We start from the raw sequence: 19,180 nt of genomic DNA, 5'->3' as shown, positions 1-19,180 counted from the left end.
CTGATACGCTGTCGGCACAGCTTACGCCAACTGCGGCAGCTTGGCTTTCAGATCGTTAAATTCATGCTCGAAATCAAGCGTCTTGCGTTGCGTGCTCATCGCCATCAAGGCGTGCGCGGGAGCGCCGGCGTCGCCGCCGCGCACCCAGATCCACAGGCGCCTTTCGCGGATGTAAAACATGGCGAACACGCCCAGCACCAGGAATACGCAGCCGAGGTAGACCACGGCCTTGCCCGGCGAGCGCGTCACCTGCAGCACCGAGGCCTTGACTTCGACAAACTCGTCGAGCTGCAGGTAGACCGGGGCGCCGTAGAAGAAGCTGTCGGACAGGGCGTTGGTCGCCAGTTGCAGGAAGCGCGCCTGAGTCTCGTCGCCGGCCACCGGCGCCAGGCCCTCTTTTTCGCGCGCGGCCTGCCACAGCTCCCACAGGGTGCCGTTGAGGATCTTCATGAAGATGTTGGCGGCCTTTTCCTGCTCGGCGGCGGGAATCTTTTCGAGGAAGCGCGAGACCGCCGCGTAACCGCCCTGCTTGCCGTCGCCGGCGAAGATGGCCAGGCTCTTCGAGGAAGACTCCTGCAACTGGCGCGCCAGGGTGGCGGCCGGGCTGTTGCCGGTAGCCGGCATGGCGCGCCGCGCGTAGCGTTCGGCTGCCAGCTCGCGCAGGGCCGGGTCGGCCAGGGCGGCGCGCAGGCGCATCCATTCCTTGACCGTGTGCGCCTCGTCCGAGGGAATGCGCAGGTAGCTGAACGGATCGTTGGGCGAGGCGCGCACGCCGGCCAGGAACACCTGGACCCCGTCGATGGTCACCGGCTGCATGTAATTCTGGTATTCGCGCGCCTGGCCGGTCTTGTCGCGCAGCTTGTACTGCACGCTCGGACCGACGTTTTTCAGGTTCTTGTTGTCGGCGTTCTTGCCGGCCGAACCGGAATTCTTGTCGAGCTTGGCGGCGAACTGGTCGTTCAGGCTCTGGCCCTTGGTGACCGCGCGCGGATCCTGGTTGCCGGCCGTGTTTTCGACGTTGAACGGGCGAAACGCGCTCCACTCGACCGTGTATTCGTCGGCGCCGCGCTTGAGCGGGGTCGACGCGTTGACTTCGCCATCCATCGTAAACGAGGCCTGGTCGGTGCCGCTCATCGGGTAGCCGACCAGCTTGAGCTTGCTGCCGCCATCTTCGAAGCTCGACTGGTACACCGCCACGCCCTTGTAGATCAGCGGTTCGTTGACCTTGATGGTGGCCGGGAAAGTCTTGCCGGTTTCATGGTCGCGTATCACCACTTCGCTGGCGAACAGCTTGGGCATGCCGGTCGAGTAGAAATCGATATTGAAGCGCTTTAACTGGATCGTGAACGGCAGCGGCTGCAGGAGCGAGCCCTGCGGGCGCGGAATGACCGCGATATCGCTCGACTGGCCCTCGGGAATGAGGGTGTTGCCGCGGTAGGTCGGATTGGCGAGGCTGAGCCGGTGCTTTTCGGGAATCTCGGAGATCAGGCCGCCGCCGACGAAGGGCGTCTTGCCCAGGAACCACTCCTGGAACTGGATCGGGATATCCGAGTCGAGCATGCCGCCGACCAGGATGATGATGATCGAGCTGTGCGCGAAGATGTAGCCGAACTTGTTGGCCGCGCCCTTCTTGGCCGCGACCAGGGTGCCATTGTCCTTTTCCACGATCTTGGCCGAATAGCCGGCGTCGACCAGGCGGGCGGCGCTCTGGGCCGCCAGTTCGGCGCGCGAGAGCTGCGCCGTCCACTCGGCCTTGTGGTGGAAATTGCGCAGCGAGGTTTCGCGCACATTCTCGCGCCAGCTGCGCATGTCCTTGATCATTTTCGGCGCATTGCGCACGATGCACAGGGCGGTCGAGAGGATCAGGAACACCAGGATCAGCAGGAACCACCAGGCCGAATACACGGCGTACAGGCCGAGCTTGTCGAAGACATCGAACCAGAACGGACCGAACTGGTTGACGTAGTTGGGCATCGGCTGGTTTTGCGTGAGCACCGTGCCGATCATCGCGGCAATCGAAATGATGGTCAGCAAGCTGATGGCAAAGCGCATCGACGAGACCAGCTCGACCGCCTCGTCGAGGAAGGGACGGCGCGTGTTTACTACGATTCCGGTGGTGCTCATTCTCTACAGATCCCTATGTGCAGGCACGACTTCGAGCCTATTCCAGTAGGCAGGAGTCGCACCTGGCGTGCCTGCCAAACGGGGGCGGCGTTTCTCGTCGTTGCATGGCTAGCCATGCGGCCTCCTCGCGCCTTGCCCGCGCATGGCCGGCATCGCCATATGCTTCCCCCCGCCTACTGGAATAGGCTCAACCCGCGAGGATACCAACAAAAAGGGCAGCCCGCTTGCGCGCCGCCGCCCTTTCGACCTTCCCTGGCAAAACGCGCACCGTGCGGCGCGCGTTTCGCTTCGATATCTTTCGCTGCGCTGTACTTCGCTTACTTCAAGCCGGCGATGTAATCGGCGACGGCTTTCATTTCGTCGTCGGACATGCGCTTGGCCAGGGTCGTCATCTGCACGCTGTTTTTACGCGCGCCGCTCTTGAAGGCTTGCAGCTGGCTGACCGTGTAGTCCTGGTGCTGGCCGGACAGGCGCGGGAATTGCGCCGGCATGCCGTTGCCGTTGGCGCCGTGGCAGCTGGCGCAGGCGGCCACGCCGGTGCCCGGAATGCCGCCGCGGTAGATTTGCTTGCCCAGCAGGACGGTATCCTTGTTCTTGGCCGCGCCCGGTTTCGGGGTTTGCGTCGCCAGATAGGCGGCGATGTTTTTCTTTTCATCGTCCGAGAGCATCTTGGCGAAGCTCGTCATGACCGGATTGACGCGGTTCGGCGTGGTGAAATCCATCAATTGCTTGTGCGTGTAGGCGTCGAACTGGGCCGACAGCTTCGGATTGGCGGCGATGGTCGAATTGCCGGCCGCGCCGTGGCACGACACGCAGGCGGGCAAGCCGCGCGCGGCGTCGCCGTTGTCGTACAGGGTAGCGCCTTTAGCGGCGTCGGCCTTGGCTGGGGCGGCTGCCGGCGTGGCGGCGGACACGAGGCCCGACACGGCAAAGGTAGCCACCAGCAAGGATTTCACAAACGCCGCTCCGGCGGCCGGTAAAAACGCACGATTCATTCAAACACCCTGAGACAAGTCGAAAATTGGTTTTGTTGAAAATTCCGGGTGAAACAGACCCCAGGAATTCGGTTCTAATGTAGTGCAAACGATCTTGTGTGCTCGCCATGGCTTTTGCGTGACAACAATTCGTAACCCCTTATTGTACAATAGCTTTCTCGCGTTATCGCCCCTCTTGTTGCATTTTCTGCCCATCCCATGTCCAAACTCTGGCAAGCCCGCTTCTTCACGACCGTCAACCAACTGCGCGACCTGCCTAATACGCAGGCACCGGAAATCGCCTTCGCCGGGCGTTCCAACGCGGGAAAGTCGACCGCTATTAACATTCTGACAAATCAGAAAGGCCTCGCGTTCGCCTCCAAAACGCCGGGCCGCACCCAGCACATTAATTATTTTTCGATCGGTGGCGCGCACGTCGGGCAACACCGCAAGGATGCCACCATCGTCGAGGAAATCGAGGCGCTGCTGGTCGACCTGCCCGGCTACGGCTATGCCGAAGTGTCCGGTTCGGCCAAGCTGCACTGGCAAAAGCTGCTGGGCGACTACGTCCAGCGCCGCGACCAGCTGGCCGCGCTGGTGCTGATCATGGATTCGCGCCGTCCGTTCACCGAACTGGACGTGCAGATGCTCGAGTGGTTCGCCCCGACCGGCAAACCGATCCACTGCATCCTGACCAAGGCCGACAAGCTCAACCGCAACGAATCGACGAATGCCCTGCGCCAGGCGCGCATGATGCTCGAAAGCTACGTCGATGAAGATGGCGAAGGCTTCCCCTTCACGGTGCAACTGTTTTCGGCGCTCAAGCGCGTCGGCATCGAGGAAGCCAACGACAAGATCATCGACCTGCTGGGCCTGACCCCGATCGAAACCGATCCGGACACGCCGCTGGTCGACCCGGTCGACAGCGACGACTGAGCGCGTCGATCACCTGATTTTTTGTTCACTCGGAAAAAAACGATGTCCACCATTCCAGTGCAGTTCCCCGCCACGCGCATGCGCCGCATGCGGCGCGATCCGTTTTCCCGCGCCATGGTGCGCGAAAACACGATCACCTCCTCCGACCTGATTTATCCGGTCTTCATCGTCGACGGCGTCAACCAGCGCCAGCCGATCTCGGCAATGCCAGGGATCGAGCGCCTGTCGGTCGACCTGCTGCTGGAGGTGGCCGGCGAGTGCGTCAAGCTCGGCATTCCGGTGCTGGCCCTGTTTCCATCGATCGATGCGTCCCTGAAAACGGCGGACGGGATCGAAGCGACCAACCCGGACGGCCTGATTCCGCGCGCCGTGCGCGCCCTGAAACAAGGCTTCCCGGAACTGGGCGTGCTGACCGACATCGCGCTCGACCCGTACACCAGCCACGGCCAGGATGGCTTGATCGACGAGAACGGCTACGTGCTCAACGACGTCACCACCGCCATGCTGATCCGCCAGGCCCTGTGCCACGCCGAGGCCGGCGTGGACGTGGTGGCGCCGTCGGACATGATGGACGGGCGCATCGGCGCCTTGCGCGGCGCGTTCGAGGAGCGGGGCTACATCCACACCCGCATCATGGCGTATTCGGCCAAGTATGCGTCGGCGTTCTACGGGCCGTTCCGCGAGGCGGTCAGCTCGGCGGCGTCGCTCGGCAAAAGCGACAAATTCACCTACCAGATGGACCCGGCCAACGGCAACGAAGCGCTGCGCGAAGTGGCGCTCGATATCGCCGAAGGGGCCGACATGGTCATGGTCAAGCCGGGCATGCCCTACCTGGACATCGTGCGCCGCGTGAAGGACGAGTTCAAGGTACCGACCTTCGCTTACCAGGTCAGCGGCGAGTACGCCATGATCAAGGCGGCCGTGCAGAACGGCTGGCTCGAGCACGACAAGGTGATGATGGAAGCGATGATGGCGTTCAAGCGCGCCGGCGCCGATGGCGTGCTGACCTACTTTGCGCTCGATATTGCGCGCCTGCTCAAGGCCAGGGGCGAAACTTAGCCTCCGGATCGTCGTTCCCGGCCTCGGCGCCCCCCTTGCCGGGAACGACGGTTTGTGCTCGCAGTCAGCGCCCGCGCCGGTTTTCCGGAAACATTTCCTTCTGCAAGAAATCGGCCAGTTCCGCCGTATCCTCCACCCGCGCGCTCATCTTCACCACGCGCTGCAAGCGGTGCGAATCCCATTCGAAGTCGCCGGTCTTTTCCTTGCGGATAATCTCGATCATCTTCTTGATCACGGCCGTCTCGATATCCCGCTCGTTGCCGATCTCGACCGTGACTTCCTGCAGCCAGCGCCGCTTGAAGCTCGGATTCCAGCCGCGGAACTTGACCGTGGCCGTCATCGCATTCTTTTTCACCTCGAACACGCCGCCCGTATCGTTGCGGTCGTCGCCCATGCTGCGCCCGTTGGCCGCGGCGATATTCGCCTTGGCGATGCGCATGCCGCGCTCGGCCGCGCTTTCCTCGGCCGGCTGCTCGCTCTCGGTCTGGCCGCGCGCGCGGCGCCGCGCTTCGATCGCGGCCGCCATGTCGGTCTCGGGCGCCACCGCAGTCGGGCGCACCGGCTTGGGCGGCTCGGGAACGTCGGCTTGCTTGACCGGCTTTTCATTCGGGATGGTGATGGTGTCGGGCAAACGCTGGACCCTGGCCACGGTCGGCGGCTTGGGCCGCGCCTCGGTGGCCGGCTTGGGCGTGGTTTTCGGCTGTTGCTTCGGCTGCGGCTTGGGCTTGTTCTCGGGCAGCGGCGTGACGTAAGTGACTTCCCCGCCCGAATTCGGCGGCGGCGCCTTTTTCTCTTCCTGCGGCTTCAACACCCACAGCAGCACCAGCAGCACGTGCAAGGCCAGGGTGACGGCCACACCCACCGAATTGAAGCGCTTGACCTCGTAACTTGGCACCGCATAACCGGGCAAGGGCTGACCGCAATGCTCGCAGTAGCCGCTGTTCTCGGTCGAATGGTGGGAATGGTCGCGCAAAATGTAAACAACTTTCCAGGGACGGCGCCAGCAAAATGCGGCTCAGGAGCCGAAGTCTATACGTTTTGTGGTTTTTGCGCATTGGCAAGCTCACCCTGTGCAGCTTACAAGATGAGTGTCTTGATGGTTGTTACTATATGTATCAATGCTGCAACAATACGACCCTCCCCGGCCTCAGCTGGTGACCCGCTCGGCGCCGGCGAACACGCGCGGACGCTGCTGGCGCCGGGCACTGTCGCGCTCGGCCAGTTGCGCGAACAGTTCGCGCACGCAGCGCTCGGCGTCGAGCACCTGGCGCGAGTGCATGTGCGGGCGCGGCAAGGCGTGCGTGTAGTAATGCGGCCCTTCCACCAGGAAGCCGAGCGCCCACAGGTTGGCCACCGGGCGCGCCGCGCTGTCGAGCGGATGGTTGGCCTGGTCGATGTCCACCCCGCCCGGATGGAAGGTGCCATTGTAATAAGGGCGGATGGTGCCGCGCTTGAGCAGGTTGCGGGTCAAGGGGCTGTCGTCGGTTTCGGGCGAGAACACATCGAGCCGCGCCACGATCAGCGCGTCGACATGCTGGATCGCCGCGCCCGAGGCAAAGCGCGTGTGCAGGGCGAACTGGGAGCGGTCTTCGTCGATGCGCACGGCCGCGTTGGGACCGGCGGCAACGCTCAGCACGCCGGCTTCGAGCAGCGCCAGCAACTGTTCGTTGCGCTGGCTCGGCGGGCCGAAGCTGACCCGGTTGATCGCCGGGTTATAGACGCTGAGGAACTTGCGGTGCGACGCGGCGCTCAGGCCGCCATGCTCGATCATGTCTTGCAGCACGGTGCGGGCGTCGCGCAGCACGTCGGCGGCGGCCTTGATCGGGCTGCCCAGGTTGCCCCGGCGCGCTTCAGACAGGTCGTCGGCGATCATGCAGGTGAAAAAGGTGGCAAAGTCGTCGGCCGTGTCGAAGTGGCGCCCCTGCAGGGGAAACAGCATGGCGTCGATGGCGGCCCGTTCCTCGGCGCCAAGCTCGTAGTTCAAGGGATCGGGTAGCGGCGCGCCCTTCGCTTCGGCCAGCGCGCCGCGCCAGGCGTAGCCCATTTCGCGGGTCAGCAGCGGCAGCAGTTCGCGGTCGAAGTCGAGCTGGGGGCTGCCGCGCTCGCGCTGGGCTTGCTGGCGCAGGGCGCGCAGCGCGTCGCGCGTGAAAAAGCGCGTCTGGTGGCGTCCGTTCAAGCCTTTCTGGTTGATGCCGCGCGCCGCCGCCGGCAGGCATTTGCGCGAAAACAGCAGCAGCGCCGGCTCGCGCCCCGACGCGATGTAGCGCAGGCCGCTGCCGGAGGGCTCGAAACGCCCGCCCCGGCCCACCGTCAGCTGCGAGACCACATCGTGCGCGGTCAGGCCCAGCCCTTCGATCGCGACCCGGGCGTCGCTGGCGATGCCGACCAGTTTGTCGAGCGGATACACATGGCGGATGAAGGCCAGCTTGCCGTTGTAGCGCGCATGGTCCTGGGCAAACTTGTGGCACCAGGCTTCTTCGTCGGTCAGGTTATTGCGGCTGTGGCCGGTCGTCATGAAGACGAAATCGCTGTTGACCGAAAAACCGCTGTCGAGCTCCACCATGAAGCTGCTGTCGGGCATCTGGAACATGTCGATGGCGCGGTGCCGCAGATGGGTCAGGCTCACTGTCGGCGGCAGCGCCGCGCGGATGGTGTCGTAGGCCCAGACCAGGTAGCGCCCCAGCAGATAGCGCGGCAGGTAGTCGAGCGGCGTGATCGCGGCGCCGTCCTCGTCCCCTGGCTCGACCTGCACGAACTGGTCGCCGAAGCGGCGGTAGCCTTCGGCGTGGGCCCATTCGGTGAGCGAGGGCGTGGCGCACACGGGCGCGAGCTCGACCGCCTCGCGGAAGGGGAAAATCGTGACCTGGCTGGCCACGGTATTGATCAGGAGGTGCTGCGGCTGGCTCGGCGAGTGCACGCCCGGACCGCACTCGCCCGGGTCGATCAGGTTCACTTGCAGGGGGGTGTTGTGGGCGCGCGCGAAGGCGGCGATGCGCTCGAGCAGGGACAGGCCGCGCGGGCCCATGCCGATAAGGGTGACGCTGTAACGTTTCATGGTGACCGCCTGTCAATGAAGATGCATAGCTTCCATGGTGGCAGGCGGTCAAATCGTCGTGTTGTTTCCAGTCAACTAAATTCCTTGTGGAAATATCAGTGTGTTTTCTCGACATTGGCCAGCTGCTCGTCGGTCATCGGACCGCTGCCGCTGTACTTGTCGAGGAACAGGTAGATCACCGGGGTGATGTAGAGCGTGATGACTTGCGAAAACAGCAAGCCGCCGACCACGGCCAGGCCGAGCGGCTGGCGCAGTTCGGCGCCGGCGCCCAGGCCGAGCGCGATCGGCAGCGCGCCCATCAGCGCGGCCAGGGTGGTCATCAGGATCGGGCGCAGGCGCAGGATGCAGGCTTCGCGGATCGCTTCGGCGGGACTCAAGCCCTCCTTGCGCTGCGCATGCAGGGCGAAGTCGATCATCATGATGGCGTTCTTTTTCACGATCCCGATCAGCATCAGGATGCCGATGATGGCGATCATGGTCAGGTCCAGCCCGAAGATGCGCAGGGTCAGCAGCGCCCCCACGGCGGCCGAGGGCAGGCCCGCCAGGATGGTCAGCGGGTGGATGAAGCTCTCGTACAGCACGCCCAGCAGGACGTAGATCACGCCCAGCGCGGCCACGATCAGGATGATCTGGCTCGACTGCGAATCCTGGAACACCGCGGCGTCGCCGCCGTACTTGGTGATGACCGAGGCCGGCAGCTTCATGTCCACGCCCATCCGGTCGATCTTGCCGGTGGCCACGCCCAGCGGCACGTCGGCGGGCAGGTTGAACGAGAGCGTGATCGCCTGCAGCTGGCCCTGGTGGTTGACCGAGGTCGGGCCAACCGTGCGTTCGACCGTGGCAAAGCTCGACAACTGCACCAGCTGGCCGCCCTTGCTGCGCACCGACACCCGTCCCAGGGCGTCTTCGGACTGGCGGTCGGCCAGCTCGGCTTCGAGGATCACGTTGTAGCTGGCGGCGGCCGCATAGATGGTCGAGACCTGGCGCTCGCCGAAGGCCGCGTACAGGGCGGTACGCACGTCGGCGATCTGCACGCCCATGGCGTTGGCCTTGTCGCGGTCGATCTTCAGGGTCGCCTGCAGGCCGCGGTTCTGCGAATCGCTGGTGACATCGCGAAAGCTCGGGTCGGCGCGCATGCGCTCGAGGTATTTGTTGGCCCAGTCGCCCAGCGCGTCGGAACTGACGCTTTGCAGGGTGTACTGGTAGCGGCTCTTGCTTGGCCGCCCGCCCAGCTGCAAGTTCTGGATCGGCGAGAGAAACACCGACACGCCGGCCACCTGGCGCGTGGCTTTGCGCAAGCGCTCGACCACCTGCGGCATCTTCACGCGCACGTCGCGCGGTTTCAAGGCGATGAAACCGCGCCCGGTATTGCCGCCGCCGGTAAACGAGGTCACATCCTGCACGCTCGGGTCGGCGCGGATCACGGCCACCACTTTCTCTTGCAGGATCAGCATGGCGTCGGTCGAGGTGTCTTCCGCCGCTTCGATGGTCATGCGCAGCTGGCCCAGGTCTTCCTCGGGGAAGAAACCCTTGGGGATGGTGGTGTACATGACGATCGTCAGGACAAAGGTGCCGACGGCGACCCCCAGCACGATGAAGCGGTGCGCCAGCGCCAGGTCGAGCGACCTGGCATAGCCGTCGCGCACGCGCGCGAAACCGGCTTCGAAGTGGCGTCCGATGAAGCTCTTCTCGCCACCCTCTTCCTCCGAGTGGGGCGGCAGCAGGCGGCTGGCCAGCATCGGCACCAGGGTCAGCGACACCAGCGCCGACACCAGCACCGACAGCCCGACCACCACCGCGAATTCGTGGAACAACAGGCCAATCACGCCCGGCATGAAGAAGATCGGGATGAACACGGCCACCAGCGAAATCGAAATCGAGACGATGGTAAAGCCCATTTCGCGCGAGCCGATCAGGGCGGCGTCGACGGGTTTTTTGCCCATCTCGATGTGGCGCACGATATTTTCCAGCACCACGATGGCGTCGTCGACCACCAGGCCCACGGCCAGGGTGATGCCGAGCAGGGACACGTTATCCAGGCTGTAGCCGAAGGCGTACAGCAGCGACAGGGCGCCCAGCAGCGAAATCGGCATGGTCACGGCCGGGATGAAAGTGGCGGCGGCGCGGTGCAGGAACAGGAAGATCACCAGCACCACCAGCGCCACAGTGCCGGCCAGGGTCAGGTTGACGTCGTGGATGGCTTCGCGGATCGACACCGAACGGTCGTTGACGAGGGTGATCTTGATCGAGGCGGGCAACTGGGCCTGGAAGCGCGGCAGCAGCTGGCGCACGGCGTCGACCACCTGCACCGTGTTGGCGTTGGGCTGGCGCTGCACCAGCAGCACGATCGAGCGCTCGCCGTTGTAGCTACCGGCCGCCTTGACCGACTGGTAGCTGTCTTCGACCGAGGCCACGTCTTTCAGGCGCACCGGTTCGCCGTTGCGGGTGGCGACGATCAGGTCGGCAAACGCGGCCGCGTTCATCAATTGCGCATTGCCCTGGATGGTCATGGTCTGGCTCGGGCCATCGAGCACGCCGAGCGGCGCGTTCGAGTTGGCGGCGCGCAGCGCCAGCGCCAGTTCGTCCATCGACAGGTTACGCGCGTTCATCAGGTCGGACTTGGCGCGCACCCGCACCGCGAAGCGCTTCTGGCCGTTGACGGTCACCTGGGCCACGCCGGGCAGGGTCGACAGGCTCGGGGCGACCAGGTTTTCGGCGTAGTCGTTCAGTTCCGACAAATTCATCGACGGCGACGTCATGGCCATGAACAGCACCGGGGCGTCGGCCGGGTTGACCTTGCGGTAGGACGGCAGCTCGGTCATCTCCTGCGGCAGCTGGCGCTGGGCGCCGAGCAGCGCGGCCTGCACATCGATGGCGGCCACGTTGACGTCGATGCTGGGGTCGAACTCCAAGGTCAGCGAGGTCTGGCCCTGGGTGCTGGTCGAGGTGATCAGGTTGATGCCGGCGATGGTCGAGAACTGCTTTTCGAGCGGCAGCGCGACCGAGGACGCCATGGTTTCCGGGCTGGCGCCGGACAGGTTGGCCTGGACGTTGATGACCGGGGTGTTATAGCTGGGCAGCGCCGCGACCGGAATGGCCAGGTACGACAGCACGCCCACCAGAATCATGCTCAGCGAGAGCAGCACCACCATCACGGGACGGCGGATGCACAGTTCGGACAAATTCATTGGGCCGCCACCGTGGTGGTGCTGGTGGTGGTCGCGCCAGCTTTCGGCGCGGCGGCGTCGGCCAGCCTGACCTTCGCGCCCGGACGCAGGTTCTGCTTGCCCTCGGTGATGACTTTTTCGTCGCCGTTCAGGCCCGAGACGGCCGCGTTCAGGCCAAACGCATGCAGGCGCACGACCGGCATCTGTTGCGCGCTCTGGTCGGCGCCCATCACGTACACGAAAGTGCCGCGGGTATTGCTGATGATGGCCGCCTGCGGAATCACCACCGCGTTCTTGATGGTCTGCACCGTTACGCGCGCGCTGACGTACTGGCCCGGCCACAGGCTGGCATCCTTGTTGTCGAACAGGGCCTTGACCTTGATCGAGCCGGCCAGCGGATCGACCGTGTTGTCGATGAAACTGAGCTTGCCGCTGACCGCCCTGGCGTTCGGGCCGGCCAGCGCGTCGACCGTGACCGCGCCGTTTCTCTGGGCCGCCAGCAGGTCGCCCAGCGCGCTTTCGGGCACGTTGAAGGCGATGTTGATCGGGTCGAGCTGGGTGATGGTGGTGAGCGAGGTGGCCAGTTGCACCAGGCTGCCCGGGAACACGTTGATGGCGCCGACCCGGCCCGCCATCGGCGCGCGGATCGCGCTGTAGCTGGCGTTGACCTGCTCGGCCTGGAGCGCGGCCTGGCCGGCGCCGACCAGCGCGCGCGCCGAATCGAGCTGGCTTTTCAGGGTATCGACCGCGCTCTGGGCGATGAACTTTTGCGCGAACAGTTCCTCGCTGCGCTTGTACTGGCGTTCCAGGTCGGCGGCGCTGGCGGCGTCGCGCGCCATCTGGGCGCGCGCCTTGTCGATATTGGCGCGCTCGCTGCGGTCGTCGAGCGAAAACATCAGTTCACCGGCCTTGACGAACTGGCCTTCCTTGATATGCACCTTGCGGATCGTGCTGGTCGTCTGCGGATGCAGGTCGACCGTGCTGACCGGCGTCACGCTGGCATTGGCCTGCAACACCACCGGCACATCCTGGCGCTGCGGCGCGATGACGTTGACAATGGCCGGCGGCTGGGCGCCGCCGTTGGGACCCGCTCCGCCCTTGCCGGCCTGGCCGGCGCCGGCGGCTTTGTCATCACGGCCCGGATACCACGCGAGCGCGCCGATGAGGACGGCGAGGCCGGCGAGGCCGGCGATGATGACGATGCTCTTCTTTTTCATGCGTTTCCCTGGTCGCCACTGCGGGCGGCTTATGATCGGTTCAATTCATTGAGGCGAAGGCGATGCCGCGCCGGCGGGCTAGCCATCCTAGGTGCCGGCGTAATACTCCGGCAGGACCAGGCTCACTTCCAGCCCGCCCTCCGGATGGTTGATCAGCGCGATGCTGCCGCCGTGCTGCTCGGCGATGTTGCGGGCGATGGTCAAACCCAGCCCGGTGCCGCCGGATTCGCGCGAGCGCGAGGTTTCGACCCGGTAGAACGGTTCGAACACGCGCGCCAGCTCGCCCGGGGCGATGCCGGGACCGTTGTCGCGCACGCGGATGCGCGCAGCGCCCGCGCCCGCCTCCACCGTCACATCGGCGCGCTGGCCGTACTTGACGGCGTTGTCGATCAGGTTCACCAGGCAGCGCCGCAGCGCCATCGGCCGTCCCAGCAAGGCCATGCCGGCGTGGCCGTGCACCACCACCTGCTGGCCGGCGTCGGTGGCGTCGCAGCTGACCGAATCGAGCAGGGAATCGAGGTCGAGCGCCTGCATCGCTTCGGTGGTGTCGGTGCTGCGCGCCAGGTCGAGGCCTTCGCGCACCATTTCCTGCATGGCCGACAGGTCGCCCACGAGGCGGTCGCGCAGCTCGCCGTCGCCGACTTTTTCGAGGCGCAGGCGCATGCGCGTGAGCGGTGTTTGCAGGTCGTGGGTGATGGCGGCCAGCATCTGGGTGCGCTGGAAAATGTACTGGCGGATGCGCGCCTGCATGGCGTTGAAGGCCGCGCTGGCCTGGCGGATCTCGCTCGCGCCGGACAATTGCAGCGGCGGGTGGTTGATGTCGTTGCCGAGGTCCTTGGCGGCCTGCGCCAGCTGCTTGAGCGGACGGGTGGTCATGCGCGCCACCAGATACGCGAGGAAGGCGATGCTGACCAGGAACATGCCGATGATCATGCGGTAGTCGGTTTCCTGGGCGATGAGGGAGGCCGGCGGCGGCAGCACCAGGAGGCGCAGCAGTTCGCCATCGCGCAGGCGCACGTTGATGCTCTCGCACACGCCCTTCCATTGCGACTCGGTCGGGCCGAACATGCTGTTCTGGATGCGCGGCACGTCGCAGGCGGCGGGCCGGGCCGCGATAGTGGCCAGCTGGTACTGCGGCCCCATGCGCACCCCCAGGGCCGCCGTGAAGGGCGAGGGCGCCGGCTTGACCGGCAGCTCGTCGTTGATGACGACCAGCTGGATGCCGGGGCGGTTGGCCGCCGCCAGGTAGGCCAGGCGGGCCGAGGCGGGCACGGTTTCGGTGGCGGTGATGAGTTGCTCGGCGCGGTCCATGGCGTGCTGGTCGCGGAAGGCTTCGATGACCCGCTGGCGTTCGTTTTCGGCCAGCAGCTGGGTCAGCACGGCCGTGATCACGACGCCGAGCAGCAGCGTGAGGAACACGCGCCCGGTCATCGAACCGAAGAAGGCCTTCACGTGCCCGGCTCCACCGTCACCTGGCCGGCCAGCACATAGCCGCCGTTGCGCACTGTCTTGATGATCTGCGGCAGGCGCGCGTCTTCGCCGAGCTTCTGGCGCAGGCGGCTGATCTGGATGTCGATCGAGCGGTCGAACGGGTCGGCGTCGCGGCCCTGGGTCAGGTTGAGCAGCTGGTCGCGGTTGAGCACGCGGTTGGGATGCTCGAGGAACACGCGCAGCAGGCGGAATTCGGCGCCGGAGAGCATGATCACGATGCCTTCCGGGTTGAGCAGGTGGCGCGCGGTCAGGTCGAGCGTCCAGCCGGAAAAGCGCATCTGCTGGGCATTGTCGGACGGGGCGTTGGACGGCATCGCGTGGCTGCGGCGCAGCACGCTGCGGATGCGCGCCAGCAGCTCGCGCGGCTCGAACGGCTTGGGCAGGTAATCGTCGGCGCCCATTTCCAGGCCCAGGATGCGGTCGAGCGGCTCGTTGCGGGCGGTCAGCATGATCACCGGCAGGGTCGAATTGGCGCGCAGCTTGCGGCACAGGGTCAGGCCGTCGTCGCCCGGCAGGTTCAGGTCGAGCACGATCAGGTCGGGACGCGCTTCGTCGAGCGTCTTCCACATGGCGGTGCCGTCGGCGGCGGCCAGGGCCCGGTAGCCGTTCGATTCGAGGTAATCGGCCAGCAGCGAGCGGATGTCGCGGTCGTCGTCGACGATGAGAATGGTAGAAGGAGTATCCATGCCCGCAATTATCCCCACTTAGGGCGGCCCCGGATAGCGGTTTTGTATCGTCATGTATATTGGCATGAGGGCGATACAAATAGATACAAACTCATGGGCAGCGGAAACGGCATGGAAACATGCAGGGCAGATGATGCAGTTGCACCCCGCACATTTCACCCAAAGGAAACGCCATGAACGTACTCACTACCGTCCGCAACACCCTCGTGATCAGCCTGGCCGTACTGGGCATGGGCGGCGCCGCCGTTGCCGTGCATGCACAGGAGAGCAACCCGAAAGCGGCCAGCGTGGAGCGCCATCAGGGCGAGCGCGCGGCGCACATGGCCAAGCGCCAGGCCCACATGGCCCAGCGCCAGGCGCGCCTGCACGATCAGCTCAAGCTGACGGCGGAACAGGAACCGGCCTGGGCCGCCTGGAGCGCCGCCAGCAAGCCGGGCGAGCGCCCTGCCCGTGGCGAACGCGGCCAGTGGGCCGGCAAGAGCGCGCCGGAGCGCATGGAACAGCAGCTGGAGATGGCCAAACAGCATGTGGCCAGCATGGAAACCCGGCTGGCCGCGCTGAACACCTTCTATGCGACCTTGACGCCGGAACAAAAGAAGGTGTTTGACGAGCAAGGCATGCGGCGCGGCCATCATGGCAAGCACAAACGCCCTGCCTGAGGCGCCACCCACGCGGCCGTTTGAGGCACGCAAGCGCTAATCGAGCCCTCCGCGCCAGCCCGGCGCGGAGGGCTTGTTTTTTAACAATGTTGTACTTACACCGCAATTGTTGCCGGCTGCCTCAAATAAAGGCGCTGCGGCATTCTCACAAAGTGTAACGTGGTGTATCCTGAGGAAAATCTATCCGCGCGGCAATCCAAAACCAGTTTCCGGCTGCGGCACTAAAAACCACAATCCGGGGGCAGCATGGGCACAATGGTGTACGACAAGACCGACAAGGGTCGAGAGGAAATTTCCACGCGCAAGCACCAGCTGGCGTCGCGCCTGCGCACCTTGCTGGTGATGATCGACGGCCGCCATTCGCTCGACGACCTGCTGCGCAATTTTGCCGGCGTGGGCGTGACCGGGGACAGCGTCAAGGAATTGCTGCAAGAGGGCTATATCTTCCTCGCCAGCGGGTCCGAACCGGAACCGGATCTGGCGGGGCCGTCATCGAAGCTGCCGATGTCGGCGCGGGCGCGCCAGCTGGCCCGGCGCGCGGCCGGGGTCGAGGGCGCCCACCTGGAAGCCGATCTGCACGACGACACTCCGGTACCGGCGCCGGCGCCGTTGCCGCAGGTGGCCAGCTCCCCCCTGCAATCGCCGCAGGCGCTGGCCGAAAGCCAGCTCGACGATGCCACGCGTTTCCGTCACCTGTACGATTTTTACAACCAGACCATCAAGAGCACCATCGGCCTGCGCGGCATCATGCTGCAGCTCAAGGTTGAAAAGTGCAGCAACGTGGCCGACTTCCGCGCGCTGCGCCTGCAATACCTGGAAGCGGTGCTCAAGGCCAAGGGCAGCGAGATGGCGCGCAGCCTGCGCGGCCGTCTCGACGAACTGCTCGGCGGCACGCCCGAACACGACGACTTCAAGCTGCCGTAAGCGGCGCCGGGCCGGTGCGGATCAGTTCAGCTTGTTCAGCGAGACCGTGAACTTGTCCGCATTCTGATAGCCGATGACGCGGCTGCCGGCGATTTCCCGGCCGCTCTTGTCGAACAGGATGATCCCCGGCGGCCCGAACAGGCCGAAGCGCTTGAGCATGGCTTTGTCGTCGGCATCGTTGGCGGTCACGTCCACCTGCAGCAGCAAGCTTCCCGCCAGTTGCTGCTTGACGCGCGCGTCGACGAAGGTCAGTTTTTCCATCTCCTTGCAGGACACACACCAGTCGGCATAAAAATCGAGCATCGCGGTCTTGCCGGCGTTTTGCGCCAGCGCGGCGTCGAGCTGGGCCACGGTCTTGATGCGCGTGAACGCCAGGCCATGCTGCTGCCCGCCCACGCCCAGATGGGCCAGCGGCGCGAGTGGATCGCGCCCGCCGGTGGCCAGGCCAACCAGCTGCACCGCGCCGAGGATGGCGAAGGCGGCCCCGAGCGCCATCGCACCCCAGTGGCGGGTATCGCGCAAGAGATAGACGCCGTAGCCGAGCAGCAGCGCGCTCCACAGCAGCATTTGCAGCAGCGGCGCCAGCACTGGCGAGGTGATCCACAAGGCCATGCCGAGCATGCTCACGCCGAAGAATTTCTTGACCTTGTTCATCCAGCCGCCGGTACGCGGCAGCAGGGAACCGGCCGACAGGCCGACCAGCAGCAGCGGAATGCTCATGCCCACCGCCAGCGAGAACAGGGCCACGCCGCCGATGACGCCGTCGCGGGTCTGGAAGATGAAGGTCAGCGCGCCGGCCAGCGGGGCCGCCACGCAGGGGCCGACGATCAGGGCCGAAATGGCGCCCATGACGAACACGCCGGCGAGCTTGCCGGCCGACTGGCGGTCGGACGCGCTGGCCAGGCGGCTTTGCAGGAAAGTGGGCACTTGCAGCTCGTAGACGCCGAACATCGACAGCGACAGGCCGACGATCATGATGCCGACGCCGATCAGGATCCACGGTTTTTGCAGCTCGGCGGCCAGGCCTTCGCCCATCAGGCCGGCGGCCACGCCGAGCGCGGTGTAGACCAGGGCCATGCCCAGCGAATAGGCCAGCGCCAGGATGAAGCCGCGCGCGCGCGTGGTGCCCTTGCCTTCGCCGACGATGATGGACGCCAGGATCGGCACCATCGGCAGCACGCAGGGGGTAAACGACAGCCCGAGACCGAGCACGATGAAGGCTGGAATGATCAGCCACAGCTTGCCGCCGCCGAGCAGCGCGGCGCCGTCGCCGCTGGCCGGGGCCGGTGTGAAGGTGGCGCTGGCAGGTGCGCCGGCGGGCCGGTCGAGGATGGCCGGGTTGCCGCTGTCCTGCATCGGCTGGGTGGCGCCGGGGATGGCAATGCCGGGCTTCATGCCGGGCACGGGCGACGAGCCGCCGGAACCGACCAGGCGCGCGACCGCGTCCTGCGGCGCGTAGCACAGGCCGGCGTCGGCGCAGCCCTGCGAGGAAGCGGTCAAAGTGAACATGCCGGACGACTCGACCGGGATGGTGATGGTGACGCTCTTGCGGTAGCTTTCGACGTCCTTCTGGAAGGTTTCGTCGAACTTGATCTTGCCGGCCGGGATGACCGGGGCGCCGAGGGTGGCGTTGGCGGCCGTGAATTTGAAGCGCTCGCGGTACATATAGTAGCCGTCGGCGATGTCGTAGGTGACGGCGATGGTTTGCGGGTCGACCATGCGCGCCGAGAACTTGAAGGCGACTTCGGGCGCGAGGTAGTCTTCTTCCGCGCGCGCGGGGGCGGCGAACAGGAATGCGAGGGCAAGCAGAAACAGCGCGAAGGCCTGGGCCGGCGCTTTCAACGAAAAGGCAAACATGACTTCCTTAGCGGGATGCGAAGCAGAATAGTACACCCGGGGAAGAGTTCCCGTCTGCGATGGGTCACACAGCCGGCAGCCGACGGTAGCCGGTTTGCGCATCGCGGAAGCGGCCGCGCGTCAGGAGAGAGGTGCATTGCGCGCCGCCGGGAAAGTTGCCAGTCGGCGCGCAGTTTCCATTCCCGAACAAGGCCGATCAATCGGTCAAGCGCGCCGCAATCGCGTAGCGCCTGACCGATCGGCAAGACGCGAAGCGACTGCTGGCGTTTTTCCTACAACTTGTAATCGGCAACAGGCTGGTTGTTGATGTCGTATACCGTCGCCAGGATCGATGTCCCGAGCACGCCCGCAGCATTGGACTGTTGGCAGATGCGCGTGCGCGGTGCGGTGGAGAGCCGTGGGAATGTGGTGCAAGCGTACAGCTTGTCTCCCGACTTCAGCACGGACCACTCGACGTCGTTGTTCGAATCGAGCGACGGATCGCAGTAGTGGGCATACTTGGCCGCTCTGAATGTTTCATCGTAGCTCATGGTCTTCGCACCGGAAAAATAGGTTCCGGAACCACTGCTCAACACTGGCAGATCGTTCTTCGTTTTCACCGTCATGCATTCGTTGTAGCGCGCAAATTGGTCGCCGATCGCCACGCCGACAGGTTTGAACTGGGCGTCGAAGTGCAGTTTCCAAATAGTCTGATACGCCAACTTGCCGTTGGTGCCGCTGCGCTGGAACTGCACCACCTTCGCCGACGTCGTTGGCACGGAAACGCCATTGGTCACGAAGGGATGCGCCTCTTCCGTACGAACGATCAACGCCGCCGTGCCGCCGTCCGTGCCGGTGGACGGAATATTCGACGTGGTCTTGGTCGTACTCAAAAAGTTCTTGACCGCTTCAGCGACGTTGATCTCCGCTGGATTCGCAACCGGCAGCGTAGTTGATCCGGAACCGGACGAGTCCGACCCACCGCCGCCACAGGCAACGAAGATCGGCAGAAGCGCTAACGAGAGTATTTTTTTCATTTTTAGAATTTTAGA

At 65.0% G+C, this 19,180-nt stretch carries 14 protein-coding genes; 4 read left to right on the top strand and 10 right to left on the bottom strand.

Features of this window, described 5'->3' with window-relative positions:
* Window positions 1-21 precede the first annotated feature (21 nt).
* Window positions 22-2,124 carry a cytochrome c biogenesis protein ResB gene (locus F2P45_RS04175; protein WP_166870795.1) on the bottom strand — a complete coding sequence of 701 codons (2,103 nt, stop codon included), beginning with the start codon at window positions 2,122-2,124 and terminating at the stop codon, window positions 22-24.
* Window positions 2,125-2,441: 317 nt separating this feature from the next.
* Window positions 2,442-3,119 carry a c-type cytochrome gene (locus F2P45_RS04170; protein ID WP_166870793.1) on the bottom strand — a complete coding sequence of 226 codons (678 nt, stop codon included), beginning with the start codon at window positions 3,117-3,119 and terminating at the stop codon, window positions 2,442-2,444.
* Window positions 3,120-3,317: 198 nt separating this feature from the next.
* Between F2P45_RS04170 and yihA the strand changes: the two genes are divergently transcribed.
* Window positions 3,318-4,034 (top strand): ribosome biogenesis GTP-binding protein YihA/YsxC, encoded by a 717-nt coding sequence (gene yihA, locus F2P45_RS04165; RefSeq protein WP_099873853.1) that lies wholly within the window; start codon window positions 3,318-3,320, stop codon window positions 4,032-4,034.
* A 42-nt stretch (window positions 4,035-4,076) separates the two neighbouring features.
* The gene (gene hemB / locus F2P45_RS04160; RefSeq protein WP_166870791.1) at window positions 4,077-5,093 is read left to right on the top strand and encodes a porphobilinogen synthase; all 1,017 of its coding nucleotides are present in this window, start codon (window positions 4,077-4,079) and stop codon (window positions 5,091-5,093) included.
* Window positions 5,094-5,157: 64 nt separating this feature from the next.
* On the opposite strand, the gene F2P45_RS04155 is transcribed toward hemB, so the two are convergent.
* The 6 genes from F2P45_RS04155 to F2P45_RS04130 form a co-directional block, all read right to left on the bottom strand.
* Entirely contained in the window at window positions 5,158-6,066 is a 909-nt protein-coding gene (locus tag F2P45_RS04155; protein WP_166870789.1) for a hypothetical protein, read from the bottom strand.
* Window positions 6,067-6,240: 174 nt separating this feature from the next.
* Window positions 6,241-8,148, bottom strand: a complete 1,908-nt coding sequence (locus F2P45_RS04150) for an FAD/NAD(P)-binding protein (protein ID WP_166870787.1) — start codon at window positions 8,146-8,148, stop codon at window positions 6,241-6,243.
* Between the two features lie 95 nt (window positions 8,149-8,243).
* Entirely contained in the window at window positions 8,244-11,336 is a 3,093-nt protein-coding gene (locus tag F2P45_RS04145) for an efflux RND transporter permease subunit (RefSeq protein ID WP_166870785.1), read from the bottom strand.
* Window positions 11,333-12,532, bottom strand: coding sequence for an efflux RND transporter periplasmic adaptor subunit (locus tag F2P45_RS04140; RefSeq protein WP_166870782.1), 1,200 nt, complete (start codon window positions 12,530-12,532; stop codon window positions 11,333-11,335). Before F2P45_RS04140 ends, F2P45_RS04145 begins: the two co-directional genes overlap by 4 nt.
* Window positions 12,533-12,619: 87 nt before the next feature.
* Window positions 12,620-13,984, bottom strand: a complete 1,365-nt coding sequence (locus tag F2P45_RS04135; RefSeq protein WP_166870780.1) for an ATP-binding protein — start codon at window positions 13,982-13,984, stop codon at window positions 12,620-12,622.
* Complete coding sequence (locus F2P45_RS04130) at window positions 13,981-14,709, bottom strand: response regulator (RefSeq protein ID WP_126077535.1); 729 nt, start codon at window positions 14,707-14,709, stop codon at window positions 13,981-13,983. Before F2P45_RS04130 ends, F2P45_RS04135 begins: the two co-directional genes overlap by 4 nt.
* 173 nt (window positions 14,710-14,882) lie before the next feature.
* Between F2P45_RS04130 and F2P45_RS04125 the strand changes: the two genes are divergently transcribed.
* A complete protein-coding gene (locus tag F2P45_RS04125; protein ID WP_166870778.1) occupies window positions 14,883-15,368 on the top strand; it encodes a Spy/CpxP family protein refolding chaperone in 486 nt (161 codons plus the stop codon).
* A 246-nt stretch (window positions 15,369-15,614) separates the two neighbouring features.
* Entirely contained in the window at window positions 15,615-16,292 is a 678-nt protein-coding gene (locus tag F2P45_RS04120; protein WP_229504911.1) for a hypothetical protein, read from the top strand.
* A 21-nt stretch (window positions 16,293-16,313) separates the two neighbouring features.
* Here the strand turns inward: F2P45_RS04120 and dsbD are convergent, their stop codons facing one another.
* The gene (dsbD, locus tag F2P45_RS04115; protein ID WP_166870776.1) at window positions 16,314-18,149 is read right to left on the bottom strand and encodes a protein-disulfide reductase DsbD; all 1,836 of its coding nucleotides are present in this window, start codon (window positions 18,147-18,149) and stop codon (window positions 16,314-16,316) included.
* A gap of 272 nt (window positions 18,150-18,421) precedes the next feature.
* Entirely contained in the window at window positions 18,422-19,165 is a 744-nt protein-coding gene (locus F2P45_RS04110; RefSeq protein ID WP_166870774.1) for a hypothetical protein, read from the bottom strand.
* Window positions 19,166-19,180: the final 15 nt, after the last annotated feature.

This window comes from Massilia mucilaginosa, assembly GCF_011682145.1.
GTDB lineage: Bacteria > Pseudomonadota > Gammaproteobacteria > Burkholderiales > Burkholderiaceae_D > Telluria_A > Telluria_A mucilaginosa.
Note: the sequence above shows the minus strand (reverse complement) of the source record. Positions and strands in the feature narration are given on the sequence as shown.